The organism is Dactylosporangium sp. CS-047395 (assembly GCF_050942185.1).
In the GTDB taxonomy this organism is placed as follows: Bacteria; Actinomycetota; Actinomycetes; order Mycobacteriales; family Micromonosporaceae; genus Dactylosporangium.
The window spans coordinates 7,493,819-7,507,743 of the sequence record NZ_CP192015.1 but is presented as its reverse complement, the minus strand read 5'-3'; the positions used below and the strand labels follow the sequence as shown (position 1 = coordinate 7,507,743).

At 73.1% G+C, this 13,925-nt stretch carries 16 protein-coding genes; 10 read left to right on the top strand and 6 right to left on the bottom strand.

Annotated elements, in window-relative coordinates; translation table 11 throughout:
- Positions 1-51 precede the first annotated feature (51 nt).
- The gene (locus tag ACQP00_RS35330; protein WP_433204115.1) at positions 52-555 is read right to left on the bottom strand and encodes an FBP domain-containing protein; all 504 of its coding nucleotides are present in this window, start codon (positions 553-555) and stop codon (positions 52-54) included.
- Positions 556-693: 138 nt separating this feature from the next.
- On the opposite strand from ACQP00_RS35330, the gene ACQP00_RS35325 reads away from it, so the two are divergent.
- Positions 694-1,368 carry a hypothetical protein gene (locus tag ACQP00_RS35325; protein WP_433204112.1) on the top strand — a complete coding sequence of 225 codons (675 nt, stop codon included), beginning with the start codon at positions 694-696 and terminating at the stop codon, positions 1,366-1,368.
- Between the two features lie 41 nt (positions 1,369-1,409).
- On the opposite strand, the gene ACQP00_RS35320 is transcribed toward ACQP00_RS35325, so the two are convergent.
- A complete protein-coding gene (locus ACQP00_RS35320) occupies positions 1,410-3,305 on the bottom strand; it encodes a lytic polysaccharide monooxygenase (protein WP_433204109.1) in 1,896 nt (631 codons plus the stop codon).
- 227 nt (positions 3,306-3,532) lie between these two features.
- On the opposite strand from ACQP00_RS35320, the gene ACQP00_RS35315 reads away from it, so the two are divergent.
- The 5 genes from ACQP00_RS35315 (at position 3,533) to ACQP00_RS35295 (ending at position 7,775) form a co-directional block, all read left to right on the top strand.
- Positions 3,533-4,711 carry an FAD-dependent monooxygenase gene (locus ACQP00_RS35315; RefSeq protein WP_433204106.1) on the top strand — a complete coding sequence of 393 codons (1,179 nt, stop codon included), beginning with the start codon at positions 3,533-3,535 and terminating at the stop codon, positions 4,709-4,711.
- Between the two features lie 83 nt (positions 4,712-4,794).
- Complete coding sequence (locus ACQP00_RS35310) at positions 4,795-5,565, top strand: hypothetical protein (protein ID WP_433204103.1); 771 nt, start codon at positions 4,795-4,797, stop codon at positions 5,563-5,565.
- Position 5,566: 1 nt separating this feature from the next.
- A complete protein-coding gene (locus ACQP00_RS35305; protein WP_433204100.1) occupies positions 5,567-6,487 on the top strand; it encodes a serine hydrolase domain-containing protein in 921 nt (306 codons plus the stop codon).
- Positions 6,488-6,540: 53 nt separating this feature from the next.
- Entirely contained in the window at positions 6,541-7,221 is a 681-nt protein-coding gene (locus tag ACQP00_RS35300; RefSeq protein WP_433204097.1) for a DUF998 domain-containing protein, read from the top strand.
- Positions 7,218-7,775, top strand: a complete 558-nt coding sequence (locus ACQP00_RS35295) for a hypothetical protein (protein WP_433204094.1) — start codon at positions 7,218-7,220, stop codon at positions 7,773-7,775. Before ACQP00_RS35300 ends, ACQP00_RS35295 begins: the two co-directional genes overlap by 4 nt.
- Here ACQP00_RS35295 and ACQP00_RS35290 read toward each other — a convergent pair.
- Together ACQP00_RS35290 and ACQP00_RS35285 are read right to left on the bottom strand one after the other, a co-directional pair.
- Positions 7,765-8,289 carry an N-acetyltransferase family protein gene (locus tag ACQP00_RS35290; RefSeq protein ID WP_433224100.1) on the bottom strand — a complete coding sequence of 175 codons (525 nt, stop codon included), beginning with the start codon at positions 8,287-8,289 and terminating at the stop codon, positions 7,765-7,767. The two genes, ACQP00_RS35295 and ACQP00_RS35290, sit on opposite strands and share 11 nt — an antisense overlap.
- Positions 8,289-8,849, bottom strand: a complete 561-nt coding sequence (locus ACQP00_RS35285; RefSeq protein WP_433204091.1) for a helix-turn-helix domain-containing protein — start codon at positions 8,847-8,849, stop codon at positions 8,289-8,291. Before ACQP00_RS35285 ends, ACQP00_RS35290 begins: the two co-directional genes overlap by 1 nt.
- A gap of 56 nt (positions 8,850-8,905) precedes the next feature.
- Here ACQP00_RS35285 and ACQP00_RS35280 point away from each other — a divergent pair, with 56 nt between their 5' ends.
- Complete coding sequence (locus ACQP00_RS35280; protein ID WP_433204088.1) at positions 8,906-9,640, top strand: dienelactone hydrolase family protein; 735 nt, start codon at positions 8,906-8,908, stop codon at positions 9,638-9,640.
- Here the strand turns inward: ACQP00_RS35280 and ACQP00_RS35275 are convergent.
- A complete protein-coding gene (locus ACQP00_RS35275; RefSeq protein ID WP_433204085.1) occupies positions 9,634-10,809 on the bottom strand; it encodes a sensor domain-containing phosphodiesterase in 1,176 nt (391 codons plus the stop codon). The genes ACQP00_RS35280 and ACQP00_RS35275 overlap by 7 nt on opposite strands.
- Before the next feature lie 136 nt (positions 10,810-10,945).
- Here ACQP00_RS35275 and ACQP00_RS35270 point away from each other — a divergent pair, with 136 nt between their 5' ends.
- From ACQP00_RS35270 to ACQP00_RS35260, 3 genes are read left to right on the top strand one after another with little or no spacing between them, the layout of a single operon-like run.
- Positions 10,946-11,239, top strand: a complete 294-nt coding sequence (locus ACQP00_RS35270) for a hypothetical protein (RefSeq protein ID WP_433204082.1) — start codon at positions 10,946-10,948, stop codon at positions 11,237-11,239.
- 2 nt (positions 11,240-11,241) lie between these two features.
- Positions 11,242-11,556 (top strand): hypothetical protein, encoded by a 315-nt coding sequence (locus ACQP00_RS35265; RefSeq protein ID WP_433204079.1) that lies wholly within the window; start codon positions 11,242-11,244, stop codon positions 11,554-11,556.
- Between the two features lie 59 nt (positions 11,557-11,615).
- A complete protein-coding gene (locus tag ACQP00_RS35260; RefSeq protein ID WP_433204076.1) occupies positions 11,616-13,289 on the top strand; it encodes an AMP-binding protein in 1,674 nt (557 codons plus the stop codon).
- Here the strand turns inward: ACQP00_RS35260 and ACQP00_RS35255 are convergent.
- Positions 13,279-13,857, bottom strand: a complete 579-nt coding sequence (locus ACQP00_RS35255; protein WP_433204073.1) for a LysE family translocator — start codon at positions 13,855-13,857, stop codon at positions 13,279-13,281. The two genes, ACQP00_RS35260 and ACQP00_RS35255, sit on opposite strands and share 11 nt — an antisense overlap.
- Positions 13,858-13,925 lie beyond the last annotated feature (68 nt).

Sequence of the window (13,925 nt, the reverse complement as noted above, 5' to 3'; positions counted from 1 at the left end):
GGTCTCAGGGTCCGCCTGCCCGATGTGACCAGGCTGAGGAAACCTGTGGATCTACTCAGCGGCGTCGTCGATGCGCTGCAGGAACGCGCTCAGCTTGCCGTTGAGCCGGTCGACCTGCTCCTCGACGGTGAGCGTCTCGTCGAGGCGGCCACCGGTGCTGGGCTTGCGCAGCCCGCGCACGTACAGCGAGCACCCCAGGTCCGTGCACAGGTACACGCCCACGGAGTCGCCGTTGCGCCCCGCCTTGCCGGTGCGCCGCCCGGTCATCAGCGACACGCCGTTGCCCGGGTGCACGGTGAGGCAGAGCGAGCACATGCCGCGCGCGAGGTACCGCCGCTGCTGCTGCGCCACCCGCAGCGACACGGCGACGAGCCGGCCGCCGTGCTCGGCGGCGAGGTACGAGCGGTCGAGGGTGCCGGGGTCGCGCCAGCCGAGGAAGTCGAGGTTGTCCCACGGCCGCTCGGCCAGGTCGCGCGGCACGTAGGCGCGCTGGGCCTCGCCCTTGGAGCAGTTGACGAAGGCGGCGCGCAGGTCGGGTTCGGTCACTGGTTGCACGCCGTCGACCGTACGTCTCCCTAAACCCCTTAGGCAAAGCAATTCGCAATCCGATAGATCCGCCGTCGGGGTATAAGTCCGATATGTCGGGCTAGCGAAGCGCCCGACATATCGTGGCCACGCCCGCATAATGGCCCGGTGCCGGCAGCGCCATTGATCACCGCAGCGGCCCGCGACGCCCTGCAGCCGTTGGGGTTGCGGCAGCGGGGCCGGTCCCGGCTCTGGTTCGACGATCGAGGCTGGTGGCTGATCCTGGTCGAGTTCCAGCCGTCCAGCTGGAATCAGGGCACGTACCTGAACGTCGGCGCGATGTGGTTGTGGCCCCCGAGAAACGTCTGGACCTTCGACGAGGGCGGCCGGCTCCGGTGGCAACCCGACGGTGCGTACTTCGCCGCCACCGAGCCGGGGCGGACCGGCGCCACGGAATTTCTGGCGTTCGACGGTGATGAGCAGTTCGCCCAGGACCTGCGGCTCGTGGCCGACGTCGCGCGGCGGCGCACCTTGGAACTGCGCGAACAGCTGCGGGATCTTCCCGCGGTCGTCGATCACCTGACACGCGGATCGGCCGTCTCCGGGGCCGATCCTCGCTGGCGGGCCTTGCACCGAGGGGTGGCGGCCGGGCTCAACGGCGACGAGGCAATGGCCGGCCACCACTTCAGCCAGGTCGCGGCCGGCGACCTGGACCCGCCCTACGTCATCGCGTTGGCGCGGCAGGCCGCCGAGTTGCGCGCTCTGGCCGGTGACCCGCCCGCGTTCCGGGCGAGGATCGAACAGGACGTCGAGGCGACCCGCCGGAACCTGAAGTTCCGCTGAGCGCCCGGCCCGCAAGGCAAGCGAGCCGGGCGCTCATTCGATCAGCAGCCGACGCGCGAAGCGCCCAGGGCCACGTCGTCGTACCAGAGCGTGTCCGCCCCGTCGCCGTAGGCCTCCCAGCCCAGGCGGAGGTCGGTCACCTGCGGCCGCCAGGAGCGGGCCAGCCACTGCTGGTCGATGTCCGCGGTCGGTGTGCCGTCCGCGGTCAGGCCGGGCACGGCCGCCCCGTTGAGCCACGTGGTGAGCAGCCCGCGGCCGTCGACCATGAACTCCACGCAGTTCCAGGAGTTCGTCGGCAGCGGCTTGCTCTGCGCCACGCCGTTGGGGCTCTGGGCCGGCAGCGTGGCGTCGTCGGACTCGCGGTTCCACTGCAGGGCACCGTTCTGGCCGCCCATGCGCAGGTCCTTGCCGCCGTCCGCGGTGTCCTTCAGCGCCGCGAACGCGACGTGCTGGCTGGGCAGGGCAGTGGTGTGGCGGACGTAGAACCGGCCGTACCAGACCGAGCCGAGGCCGCTGAGGTCCTTCGTCGGCTTGACCAGGACGTGGTTGCAGTAGCCGGCCTGGCCGTTGATGCGCACCGACTTGCCGCCGCTGTGGGCGACCGAGGTGTCGACCGTGGCGGTTCCGGAGCCCTGGCAATTGGCGAACGACGTGGTCCAGTCGCCGGACACGGCGCTGCCGGTCTGGTTCTCGAACCCGTCGCAGAACGCCGCGCCCGCGCAGCTCGTCGTGCCGCCCGGGCTGGTGCTGGCGCTCGGGGTGGGGCCCATCGAGCGGGACGGGGACGTCGACACGGTCGGCGACGTCTGCGGGCTGCCGCCGTTGGCGGCGCAGGACAGCGTGGGCGCGGTGCCCGCGTTGCCGTTGCCGAGGAGCCCAAAGCTGGTGCTCCCGCCCGCCGGCACGGTCCCGTTCCAGGCGACGTTCGCGGCGGTGACCGCGGTGCCGGACTGGGTGACGGTGGCGTTCCAGCCCTGGGCGACGGTCTGCCCGCCGGTGTAGTTCCAGCCGACCTTCCACGAGGAGGTCGGGGCGGAGCCGGTGTTGGTGACCTTCACGTCGGCCTGGAAACCGCCCTGCCAAGAACCCGTCACGGTGTACGTCGCCGTGCACCCGCCGCTACCGCTGTTCCCGCCCGAGGTGGGCGAGGACGTCGGGCTGGACGGACTGGACGGCGGGCGCGAGGTCGGGCCGTTCGAAGTCGGGCCGCCCGTGGAGCCGCCGGTGCCGTCGCCGACGCCGGTGACCTGGCCGTTGCCGCCGTCGAAGGTCACGTCCGAGCAGCCGTAGAAGGTCTCCTGGCTGTCCGAGCGGGCCCACACCGAGTAGATGATGTGCCGGCCGGACTTCGCCGTCGGCAGCCGGCCCGACCAGTAGTAGTGTCCGTCGGCGGTGCCCGGCGAGCCGACCTGCGGCGGGTTGGTGACCTGCAGGAACGGCGTGGATTCCAGGGACGACCAGGTGATCGGCTGGCTCGGGTCGAAGCCGTCCTTGGTGACGTACAGCGAGAACGTGCCCGGGTGGGCCGCCCAGTTGCTGTAGTCGAACTCCATCGTGGCGCCCGCGGTCAGGTGGGTCAGCGGCCAGTCGGTGCGGACCAGGTCGAAGCCCGAGAAGTCGTACACCTTGGCGTCGGCGCTGCACATCTTGTTGTCCGGGATGAAGCCGGAGGTGCGGCCCGCCCCGTCGGAACGCAGCATGGCGAACCAGTTGTACAGCGCGTTCGGGCCCATCTGGGCGACCGCCGCGGCACAGGCCGGATTCTTCGGCTGGATCGCGCCGGTCGTGCTGAGGCCGTCCTTCCAGCACAGGTACTGGCGGCTGCCCGGCTGCATCATCGCGCCGTGCGCGGACGCCGGGGTCGCGATCGCCACGACCGCGCCGGTTCCGGCCAGGGCCGCGGCGAACCACAGCGCGAACCTTCGTCGTCGGTTCATGCCCACCTTCCAATTCATCGAGGGCAGTCCATTGAGTCGGATTGAAGGCGGCTGACCAGCGGATTGACAATTTCGAAACAGGTTTCGCACGCGGGGGCTGGCAAAAGGGGTGAAAGATTCATCACCAGGCGCTGGAAACCTGCATGTGCGGATGGATAGGCTTCCGTCGCCCGATGGGCCATTTGTCCCTGTCCCATTGTCGATATCTCGTACACGTGGAGTACTCGATGAGCTCGTCACCGCTGCGCGTCGCCATCGTCGGATCGGGCATCGGCGGGCTCGCCGCCGCGATCGCCCTGCGGCACAAGGGCTTCGAGGTGGAGGTGTACGACCAGGCGAGCGAGCTCAGCGCGATCGGCGCCGGCATCGCGCTCGGCGGCAACGGCATGCGGGTCCTCGACGGCCTCGGCATCGGCCGGGCCACCCGGGACGTGGCCAGCAACCTGCAGCGCATCCAGTTCCACCACTGGCAGTCCGGCGAGATCTTCTACGAGCACCCGATGGGCGACTGGTACGACGAGCGCATGGGCGGCCCGTTCCTGGGCATCCACCGCGCCGACATGCACCAGGTGCTGCTCGACGCCTTCGACGGCACCCCGCAGCTCGGCCGGCGCGCCGCCGCCGTCTACGAGTCCCCGGACGGCGTCGAGATCGAGTTCGCCGACGGCAGCAAGGTCGAGGCCGACATCGTGGTGGGCGCCGACGGCCTGCGCTCCGCGGTGCGCCACCACGTGGCCGGGCCCGACGAGGCCGTGTTCTCGGCCATGAGCTGCTTCCGCGGCCTGGTCCCGGCGCAGAAGGTGCCGACCTCGGAGTCGATGGGCCTGACCTTCATGCTCGGCCCGGGCCGGCACCTGGTCATCTACCCGGTCCGCGGCGGCGAGCTGATCAACTTCGTGGCGTACGTGCCGGACCCCGAGTGGACCCTCGAGTCCTGGTCGTCCAAGAGCGAGCCGGCCGAGGCCCTCGCCGCGTTCGACGGCTGGAACGACACCGTCGTGTCGATGCTGTCCAACGTCGAGGAGGTCGGCCGCTGGGCCCTCTACGACCGCGAGCCGCTGCGCAAGTGGAGCACCGACCGGGTCACGCTGCTCGGCGACGCCGCCCACCCGATGCTCCCGCACGCCGGGCAGGGCAGCAACCAGGCCATCGAGGACGCGGCCGCGCTCGCCACCTACCTGTCGGCCGACGGGCTCTCGGTGGCCGAGGGGCTGCAGAAGTACGAGCACCTGCGCAAGGCCCGCACTCGCAAGATCCAGATGGGCTCGCGCGGCAACGCGGCCTGCTTCCAGCTGCCCGACGGCCCGCCGGCCGACGAGCGCAACGCCCGCCTGCAGTCGCTGCCGGACAACGTAGCCTGGATCCACGGCTACGACATCTACGCGGACCTGCGGGAGACGCTGTAAATCCGGACCTGCCCGACTGCCCGCCGGGGCTCGACCCCGGCACTATCCCCGCCCGGCTGCACCGCTGGGCGGGGTCCGGGCCCATGCGGGACCTGGTCACCGCGTTCGGCGGTGACCTCCCGCGGGACGCGGCCACCGGCGAACTGCTGGCCTGGCTGGACGACTTCTCCGACACGCACTGGAACTTCCGCGGCCGCCTCGGCGGCGCCGAGCGGGACCGCATCCGCGTCGACCTCCCGCCCCGCCTGGCCGCCGCCGCACTCGAGGCCGCGCGGGGACTGGGCCTGACCGGCAGCATCGAGCCCCCGCACGACGAGTACGCGCACCTGCTCATCCTCGGCGGCCTCGCCCGCGCCTGCCTGCAGCGCACCGAGCACGCCGCCCGGCTGGCCGCCGCCCGGCGCATCGGCGCGGTCGCCGCCCTCGGCAGCCGGCGCCCCCTGGGACCCGAGGAGCGGGCAGTGGTCGACGCGGACACGGAGGCCGACGCGCTGGCGGTGGGCGTCAAGGCCGCGTTCGGCGCCGACGTGCCCGTGCTCGTCGCGCCGCCGCGGGACCCGGGCGCGCCCCGGGCCAACACCGCCGACACCTACGAGCACTGGGCGGCGCAGGCCTGCCCGCGCGCCGACGAGCGCATCCTGATCGTCACCACGCCGATCTACGTGCCGTTCCAGCACTGTGACGCGATCCGGATCCTCGGCCTGCGGTACCGCTGCGGCATCGACACCGTCGGCTTCGACCCGGCCCGCGCGAGCACCCCGCAGCCGCCCGGGGCCCACGGCGCCGACCGCTACCTGCAGGAGATCCGCTCCGCCATCCGGGCCGCCCGCGCCCTGCACACCGCGGCCGCCTGACGTGTGGCTCGACGACCTGGCCGCGCGCGCCCCGGTGCCGGCCGTGGCGATCGCCGTCTTCGACCGGACCACCGTGCGCGCCTCGACCGTGCACGGCACCGCCGACCTCACCACCGGTCGCCCGGCCGGCCGGGACTGCTGGTGGGACCTGGCCAGCCTCACCAAGGTCCTCGTCACGCTCCCCGCCGTGCTCGCCCTCGGGCTGCCCCGGGACCGGCCGATCGGCGAGCTGTGGCCGCGGGCCGCCGGTCGCGCCGCCGGGACCGCGACCCTCGACGACCTCCTCGCGCACCGGTCGGGGCTGCCGGCCACCGCCCGCTTCCACGAGACCCTGCGCGGCCCGGCGATCGTCGACGCCGCCCTGGACACCGCGCGCGGCGAGCCGGGGCCGGTCTACAGCGACCTCGGGTACATCATCCTCGGCGCCCTCGTCGAGGACCTCACGCGACGCCCGCTCGACGGCGGCGGCCTGCGCCTCGGCGGCCCGGTGGCGCCGGCGGTCGCCACCGAGGACTGCCCGTGGCGCGGCCGGCTCATCAGCGGCGAGGTCCACGACGAGAACGCGTCCGCCCTGGGCGGCTACGGCGGCCACGCGGGCGCGTTCGGCACCCTCGACCTCGTCACCGCCGCCGCGCAGCGCGCCATGGGACCCACCCCGCCGTGCCTGGCCGAGAACGCGGCGGGGGAACGCTTCGCGGCCGGCTGGTGGCTGCACCCCGCGCGCGGCATCGGCGGGCGGGTGGCGGGCACCGACGGCTACGGCGCCTCCGGGTTCGTCGGCAACCGCCTCTGGTTCGAACCATCCCGTGGGTACGGCCTGCTGGTCCTCAGCAACCGCGTGCACCCCCGCCGCGGCGACCGCGCCCCGTTCTCGGCCTGGTGCGACGAACTTTCCGCGGCCGTGGCGGTCGAAAACGCCTGACCCACCTCGACGCGTTGGCAGCACCACACCAACGCCTCGAAGGAGTCCCCGACATGTCCCGCTACTCGCTCGCCGCCGGTGCCGTCGCCGCGCCGCTGTTCGCCGTCGTCGCCCTCGCCCAGGCCGCCACCCGGGCCGGCTACGACCTCACCCGGCACCCGGTCAGCCTGCTCAGCAACGGCGACCTCGGCTGGGTGCAGATCACCGCGTTCCTGCTCACCGGCCTGCTGTCGATCGCCGCCGCCCCCGGCACCCGGGCCGCCCTGCGCGGCGGGCGGGGGGAGCGCTGGGCCCCGCGGCTGCTCGTGCTGATCGGGGCCGGGATGCTGGTCGCCGCCGTGTTCCGGCTGGACCCGGCCGACGGCTTTCCCGTGGGTACCCCCCTTGGCACCCCGGCCACGTTCAGCTGGCACGCGATCGTGCACAACCTCGGCGGCAGCCTGTCCTTCTTCTCGATGATGGCGCTGTGCCTGGTGCTGGCCCGCCGCTTCGCCGCCGACGGGCAGCGCGCCTGGGCGTGGACCGGCCGGGCCTGTGCGGTCGCGTTCCTCGTGCTGCTCGGGTGGGCGTTCACCGGCGGCCGGGACGGCGCCCTGACCCTGTTCGTCGGCGTCCTGCTGGCCTGGGGCTGGCTCGCCGCCACCTCGGGGGTGCTGCTCCGGCGGACCTCCGGGTCGCGTCCGGGTTCTGCCCGGATGTCCGCAACCGGCAAGGCGACGACGCTCGTGGCATGACCTCCTCCTCGCTGGTGCGCACCGGCGCCGTCATGGCGCCGGTGCTGTTGTTCGGCTACGGCGCGCTGCGCCTCATCGACGGGCTCGACGGGCGCCACGACAAGGGCGCCTGGATGTGGAACGCCGGGCACGTCATGTTCTTCGCGGCGATGGCCCTGCTCGGCGCGCTCGCCGTCGGCGTGCGGCGGATGCTGCCGTTCCGCGACTTCCGCAACCGGCTCATCGGCAACCTCGCCGTGATCGGCACCCTGACCGGCATGGTCGCGTTCCTGTGGGTCATCGTCGGCGACCTGTTCCCGTCGTTCGCCGACGCCGCGCCCCTGCCGGTACCGCTGCAGATCGTCGGGCAGGCCGCGCTCGTGATCGGGCTCGTCACCCTGCTGACCCAGCTCGTACGGGCCGGGCGGAACCCGGCCTGGAGCCCGATCGCGGCGCTGTTCGCGTTCCTGATGATCCCGGTGAACCTCGACCTCATCCCGGTCGCCGCGGTCCTGCTCTTCGTGGCCCTGCTGCCGCTGACGGGCCTGCGCCGCCGGACCCCCGTCAGCGCGTGAGTTCCTTGTAGAAGAAGCTGCAGTCCTCCAGCGCTCCGGCCGGGTCGGTGGCGTAGCGGGGCACGATGCCGTAGCGGGTCCAGCCCGCCGTCGCGTACAGCCGCTCGGCCGGGCTGCCGGTCGCGGTGTCGAGCAGCAGCAGGGTCGCCCCCGCCTCGGCGGCGGCCCGCTCGGCGGCGGTCAGCAGCGCCCGGCCCAGGCCGCGGCCGCGGGCACCGCTGTGCACCATGAGCTTGAGCACCTCGGCCCGGTGCCGTCCGTTCGGCTTGGATTCGACGGAGACACTGACCGTACCGACGACGGCTTCTTGAACAAACGCGACCCAGACCTGCAGGGTGCCGTCGCGCACCGCCGCCTCCCGGGTGCGCCACCAGGCGGCGGCGTCGTCGGGCCCGAACGGGTCCCGGAAGCCGACCGAGGCGCCGTGCGCGACGACGTCGGCCAGGACCGCGGCCAGGGCACCGATACGGTCCGGGAACTCCTCCGGGGTCAGCCGGGCGAACCTCGTCGCCATCACGGCAGCACGATCAGCAGGACGTAGCGGACCGGTCCGGGGCCGGGGTTGACGAAGCGGGACGGGCCCCACAGCCGGTACCGCAGGCAGTCCCCGGCCCCGACCGCGTGCGCGGTGCCGCCGACGGTGAGCTCGAGCGCGCCGTCGAGGACCCACAGGTGGTGCTCGAGGCCGGCGACCGGCGGCTGCTCGTAGCCGATGTCGGCGCCCGGCTCCAGGACCGCCTCGACCACCTCGCCGCGCAGGCCCGGATGCGGCGGGGAGACCGAGCGGCGGGTGAAGCCGGTGGCCCGGTCCCGCCACACCGGCTGCTGCCCGGCCCGCACCAGCTGCGGCGGCTCCGGCTCGACCTGGGCGAGGAGCCGGGACATCGGGATCCCGTACGCCGCGCACAGCCGTCCCAGCAGCGCCGCCGTCGGGCTGATCTCGCCGCGCTCCAGGCGCGACAGCGTCGAGCGGCTCACCTCGGCCCTGGTCGCCAGGTCGTCGAGGGACCAGCCGTGCTCGGCCCGCAGCCCGGCGAGGCGCTCGGCGAGCCGCGCCTCCAGATCATCTCCCACATCCGGGACGCTATCCCAGATCTGGGAACAACGGAAGGCGTGGGAGGATCACAGCCGTGACCGAGGTTTCCGTCCCGAGCCGGCACGGGACGATGCCGGCGTACCTCGCCGTGCCGTCTGCGTCGTCCGGGCCCGGCCCGCACCCCGGCGTGGTCGTCATCCACGACGCGATGGGGATGGGCAACGACACCCGGGAGCAGGCCGACTGGCTGGCCGGCGAGGGGTACCTGGCCCTCGCCCCGGATCTGTTCTTCTGGGGCCGGACGACGACCTGCCTGCGCACCGTCTTCGCCGACCTCCGGCGCCGGTCCGGGCCGACGTTCGACGACATCGAGGCGAGCCGGGCGCTCCTCGAAGCCGACGAGCGCTGTACGGGACGGATCGGCGTGATCGGGTTCTGCATGGGCGGCGGGTTCGCGCTGCTGCTCGCCCCCGGCCACGGCTTCTCCGCCGTCAGCGCCAACTACGGCACCGTGCCGAAGGACGCCGCCGACGTGCTACGCGGCGCCTGCCCGGTCGTCGCCAGCTTCGGCAGGCGGGACCTGACGCTGCGCGGGGCCGCGGACCGCCTCGACGCGGCGCTGACCGTGTGCGGGGTGCCGCACGACGTCAAGGAGTACCCGGACGCCGGGCACGGCTTCCTCAACGACCACGTCACCGCCGGCGACCCGATCCCGCTCATGGTCCGCTTCAGCAAGCCGATCCTGCGCTACGGCCCGCACGCCCCGTCGGCCGCCGACGCCCGCCGCCGGATCACGGACTTCTTCGCCGAGCACCTCGGCGCTCAGTAGCGCTCGCGCAGCTCCGTCGGGTCGACGGCGTGGCCGAAGTGCCAGCCCTGCCCGTAGGTGACGCCGAGCCCGGACAGCACCGCGGCGTCCTCGGCCGTCTCCACGCCCTCGGCGACCACCGCCGCGCCGGTACCGGCGGCCAGGCCCGTCAGCGAGCGCACCAGCACCTGCAGCACCGGGTCGCCGGCCACCCCGGTCACGATGCTGCGGTCCAGCTTGATGACGTCGGGCTGGGTGAGCACGATGTGCCGCAGCGAGGAGAAGCCGGCCCCGACGTCGTCCACCGCGAGGCGCATGCCCCCGGCCCGCAGCGGCGCCAGCGCGCCCTTGAGCAGGTCGTAGTCCTCGACCTGCTGGTGCTCCGACAGTTCCAGCACGATCCGGTCCAGCGGCAGCCGGGCCAGGGTGTCCAGGCACTCGTGGGTCAGCAGGGTGCTCGGCGAGACGTTCATCGCGACGTACCCGCCGACGCCCCGCAGATGCTCGGCCGCCCGCCGCAGCGCCAGGATCTCCAGCTCGTCGCCGGAGCCGACCTCGTGGGCCTCGGCGAAGCACACGTCGGGGGCCCGCTCCCAGGCGCGCGGGAACCGGCTCAGCGCCTCCGCCCCGATCCGCCGGCCGGTGCCGAGCTCGACGATCGGCTGCAGCAGCACGGCGGGGCCGCCCGCGGCGACCACGGGGTCGATCCGGCCCTCGATCTCGGCGTGCCGGGTGTGCCGCCGGAACTCCGGTTCGACGATGACGGCGGCCGCCTGGGACAGCACCTCCATCAGGGCCCGGTCCCGCCGCGTGAGGTCCTTGTCCCGGCCGAACCCGGCGGCGCAGAACGTGCCGTAGGTGGTGCCGTCGCTGAGGATCACCGGGACCGACACGTAGCTGCGGATGCGCGGCCAGCGGGCGGCGGGCAGGCGCATCGCCTCCGGGTACTTCGTGACGTCCGGGATCACGGCCGGCAGCCGGCCCTCGGCGATCGCCTTGCAGAACGACTCGTGCCACGGCTCGGTCTTGCCGTCGCGGAACAGCAGCGGCACGGCGGACTCCACCACCTCCAGGTGCTGGACGTCGCCGTCGACGCGGCTCAGGAACGCCAGGCTCAGCCCCAGGGCCGAGCGCGCGGTCCGCAGCAGGGCCGCCACCTGCTCGTCCGCTTCGCTCCGTCGTTTCGCCACGCCCGGACATCGGCCCGGTCGCGACCGACTCAAGCAAACCGGGCCGACGTCACGCCGCTCAGGTGACGGCGGATCATGCGGGCCGCGGCGACCGTTGCCCGGTAACTGCCGACCGCAAGCACGCGAGGAGACTCCTGTGACCAGTGCGACCAGCGAACGCCAGGACTCGATGATGGACCAGCAGCAGATGGGGATGGGGATCGACCACCCGCTGCTGCTCGCCGCCATCATGTCCCGCCGCGAGGAGAGCGACAGCATCCTCGACCACCCGATCATGCTCGCGGCACTCGCCCGCCGCCGCGGCGGCGGCCGCCGGATGGGCATCGAGCACCCGCTGATGATGGCGATGCTCATGCGCCGCCGCGAGGACGAGGGCGAGAGCATGATGGACAACCCGCTGCTGCTCGCCGCCCTGCTCTCGCGGCGCTAGGCATGCCGCAGCACGACGACAACGGCAACCAGCCGGTCGACGCCCTCATCGACGACCTGATCCTCGACATCCTCAACGAGGCGAACCGCGGCCAGCCGCAGTCCGCGCCGGCCATGCCGCAGCTGCCGCGGATGGCCAAGGGCACGCCGCTGCTGGAGCGGGTCCTGATGGCCGAAGCGGTCGCCGGGGCCCTCGCCGAGGCCCTCGCCCCGGCGCTGGCCTCCGCCCTCGCCCCGCGCATCCTGCACCTCATGGAGGGAGAGGAACCCGAACCCGCCAAGCGGACCTCGGCCCGGTCCGCGAAATCCGCCAAGTAGCGCATCCGGCCTCCCGGCGGCCGACCCCGCCGGGAGGTGGCGGACGTAGGCTGGCGCCTATGTCGTACGCGTTGTTCAAAGAGGCCCGGGACCTGCTGCTCGCCACGCGGGAGGACTACGCCGCGGCCGTCGAGCGGTTCCGCTGGCCGGCGCTCGGCGAGTTCAACTGGGCCCTCGACTGGTTCGACACGGTCGCCGCCGGCAACGACGCGCCCGCCCTGTGGATCGTCGAGGAGGACGGGCGGGAACAGCGTTTCTCGTACGCCGAGATGTCCGCCCGCTCCAACCGCCTGGCCAACTGGCTGCGGGCCCAGGGTGTGGCCCGCGGCGACCGGCTCGTGCTCATGCTCGGCAACCAGGTCGAACTGTGGGACACCATCCTGGCCGCGATGAAGCTCGGCGCCATCATCATCCCGGCGACGCCGCTGCTCGGCCCGGCCGACGCCCGCGACCGGGTGCTGCGCGGCGGCGCCCGGCACGTGATCGCCGGCGCGGCCGCCGCGGGCAAGTTCGACGGCGTCGACCCGGCCGTGACCCGCATCGCCGTCGGCGGCGAGGTCGCCGGCTGGCTGCCCTACACGCTGGCCGACGACGCCACGTTCACCCCGGACGCGCCGACGAACGCGAGCGACACCCTGCTGCTGTACTTCACCTCCGGCACCACCGCCCGCCCGAAGCTGGTCGAGCACACCCACGCCTCGTACCCGGCCGGGCACCTGTCCACGATGTACTGGATCGGCCTCGAGCCCGGCGACGTGCACCTCAACATCTCCTCGCCCGGCTGGGCCAAGCACGCCTGGAGCAACGTCTTCGCCCCCTGGAACGCCCAGGCCTGCGTGTTCATCTACAACTACACCCGCTTCGACGCGCCCGCCCTCATGCGCGAGATGCAACGCTGCGGCGTGACGAGCTTCTGCGCCCCGCCGACCGTCTGGCGGATGCTCATCCAGTCCGATCTGTCCGCCCTGCCGACCCCGCCCCGGCTGGTCGTCGGGGCCGGCGAGCCGCTCAACCCGGAGGTCATCGAGCAGGTCCAGAAGGCCTGGGGGGTGACCATCCGCGACGGCTTCGGCCAGACCGAGACGACGGTCCAGATCGCCAACCCGCCCGGCCAGCCGGTCAAACCGGGCTCGATGGGCCGCCCGGTCCCCGGCTACTCGATCGCCCTGATCGACCCCACCACCGGCGAGCCGGGGCAGGAGGGCGAGATCTGCCTCGACCTCGCCGCCCGCCCGCTGGGCCTGATGACCGGCTACCACGGCGACCCCGACCGCACCGCCGAGGCGATGGCCGGCGGCTACTACCACACCGGCGACATCGGCTCCCGCGACGCCGACGGCTACATCACCTACGTGGGCCGCGCCGACGACGTCTTCAAGGCCTCCGACTACCGCATCTCCCCGTTCGAGCTCGAAAGCGTCCTGATCGAGCACGACGCGGTCGTCGAGGCCGCGGTGGTACCGTCGCCCGACCCGGTCCGCCTCGCCGTGCCTAAGGCTTACGTCGTCCTCGCCGCCGGCTGGGAACCCACCGAGGAGACGGCGCGCGCCATCTTCGCCCACTGCCGCGAGCACCTGTCGCCGTTCCAGCGCATCCGGCGCCTGGAGTTCGCCGACCTCCCGAAGACCATCTCCGGCAAGATCCGGCGGGTGGAGCTGCGCGGCCTGGAACGCGACAAGCACCCCGACCCGGCCGCCCACCCCGACGGCGAGTTCTGGGACGTCAGCCGCTGAGGCGGTCCACGAGCAGCGCCACGCCGAGCGCCGCCATCGCCAGGCCCGCGCCGCGGGTGACCCAGGTGGCGGCGCCCAGCAGGCGGGTCGCGACGGTGCCCAGGATCAGGTAGAAGGCGACGCAGCTGAGCACGAACACCAGGCCCAGGGCGGCCAGTTGCAGCCAGACCGGCCACGCGTAGGCGCGGTCGCTGAACTGGGGGAGCAGGGCCACGAACAGCAGCAGGCCCTTCGGGTTCAGGCCGCTGACGGCGACCCCAGATGCGAACAAGCGCCTTGTCTCGACCGGCTCCATCCCGTGCGGGCTTTTCAGCAGCGTGCGCACGCCCAGCCAGATCAGATACGCGCCGCCGATCACGGTCAGGGCGGTCATCGCCACGGCCGAGCGGGAGACCAGGACGCCGACGCCCGCCGCGACCAGGGCCGTCAGGGCCGAGTAGCCGACCGCCAGGCCCGCGACCGCTGGGACGACCCGGGGCGCGCCCAGCACGAAGGCCCAGTCCGGGCCGGGTACGGCGATCAGCGCCAGGGACAACAGCCAGAAGGCGAGCAGCGCGGTGGCGGGCATGGGCGCAACATATCGCCGTACACGTGGAAGGTGTTGCCAAGTTCTTCCTCGCGAAGCGCGCTGCGTGG

What these genes read in the sequence shown, in the direction of transcription:
- ACQP00_RS35320 (WP_433204109.1), bottom strand. Translation starts at nt 3,305, where the DNA reads ATGAACCGACGACGAAGGTTCGCGCTGTGGTTCGCCGCGGCCCTGGCC.
- ACQP00_RS35315 (WP_433204106.1), top strand. Translation starts at nt 3,533, where the DNA reads ATGAGCTCGTCACCGCTGCGCGTCGCCATCGTCGGATCGGGCATCGGC.
- ACQP00_RS35310 (WP_433204103.1), top strand. Translation starts at nt 4,795, where the DNA reads ATGCGGGACCTGGTCACCGCGTTCGGCGGTGACCTCCCGCGGGACGCG.
- ACQP00_RS35300 (WP_433204097.1), top strand. Translation starts at nt 6,541, where the DNA reads ATGTCCCGCTACTCGCTCGCCGCCGGTGCCGTCGCCGCGCCGCTGTTC.
- ACQP00_RS35295 (WP_433204094.1), top strand. Translation starts at nt 7,218, where the DNA reads ATGACCTCCTCCTCGCTGGTGCGCACCGGCGCCGTCATGGCGCCGGTG.
- ACQP00_RS35290 (WP_433224100.1), bottom strand. Translation starts at nt 8,289, where the DNA reads ATGGCGACGAGGTTCGCCCGGCTGACCCCGGAGGAGTTCCCGGACCGT.
- ACQP00_RS35265 (WP_433204079.1), top strand. Translation starts at nt 11,242, where the DNA reads ATGCCGCAGCACGACGACAACGGCAACCAGCCGGTCGACGCCCTCATC.
- ACQP00_RS35260 (WP_433204076.1), top strand. Translation starts at nt 11,616, where the DNA reads ATGTCGTACGCGTTGTTCAAAGAGGCCCGGGACCTGCTGCTCGCCACG.
- ACQP00_RS35255 (WP_433204073.1), bottom strand. Translation starts at nt 13,857, where the DNA reads ATGCCCGCCACCGCGCTGCTCGCCTTCTGGCTGTTGTCCCTGGCGCTG.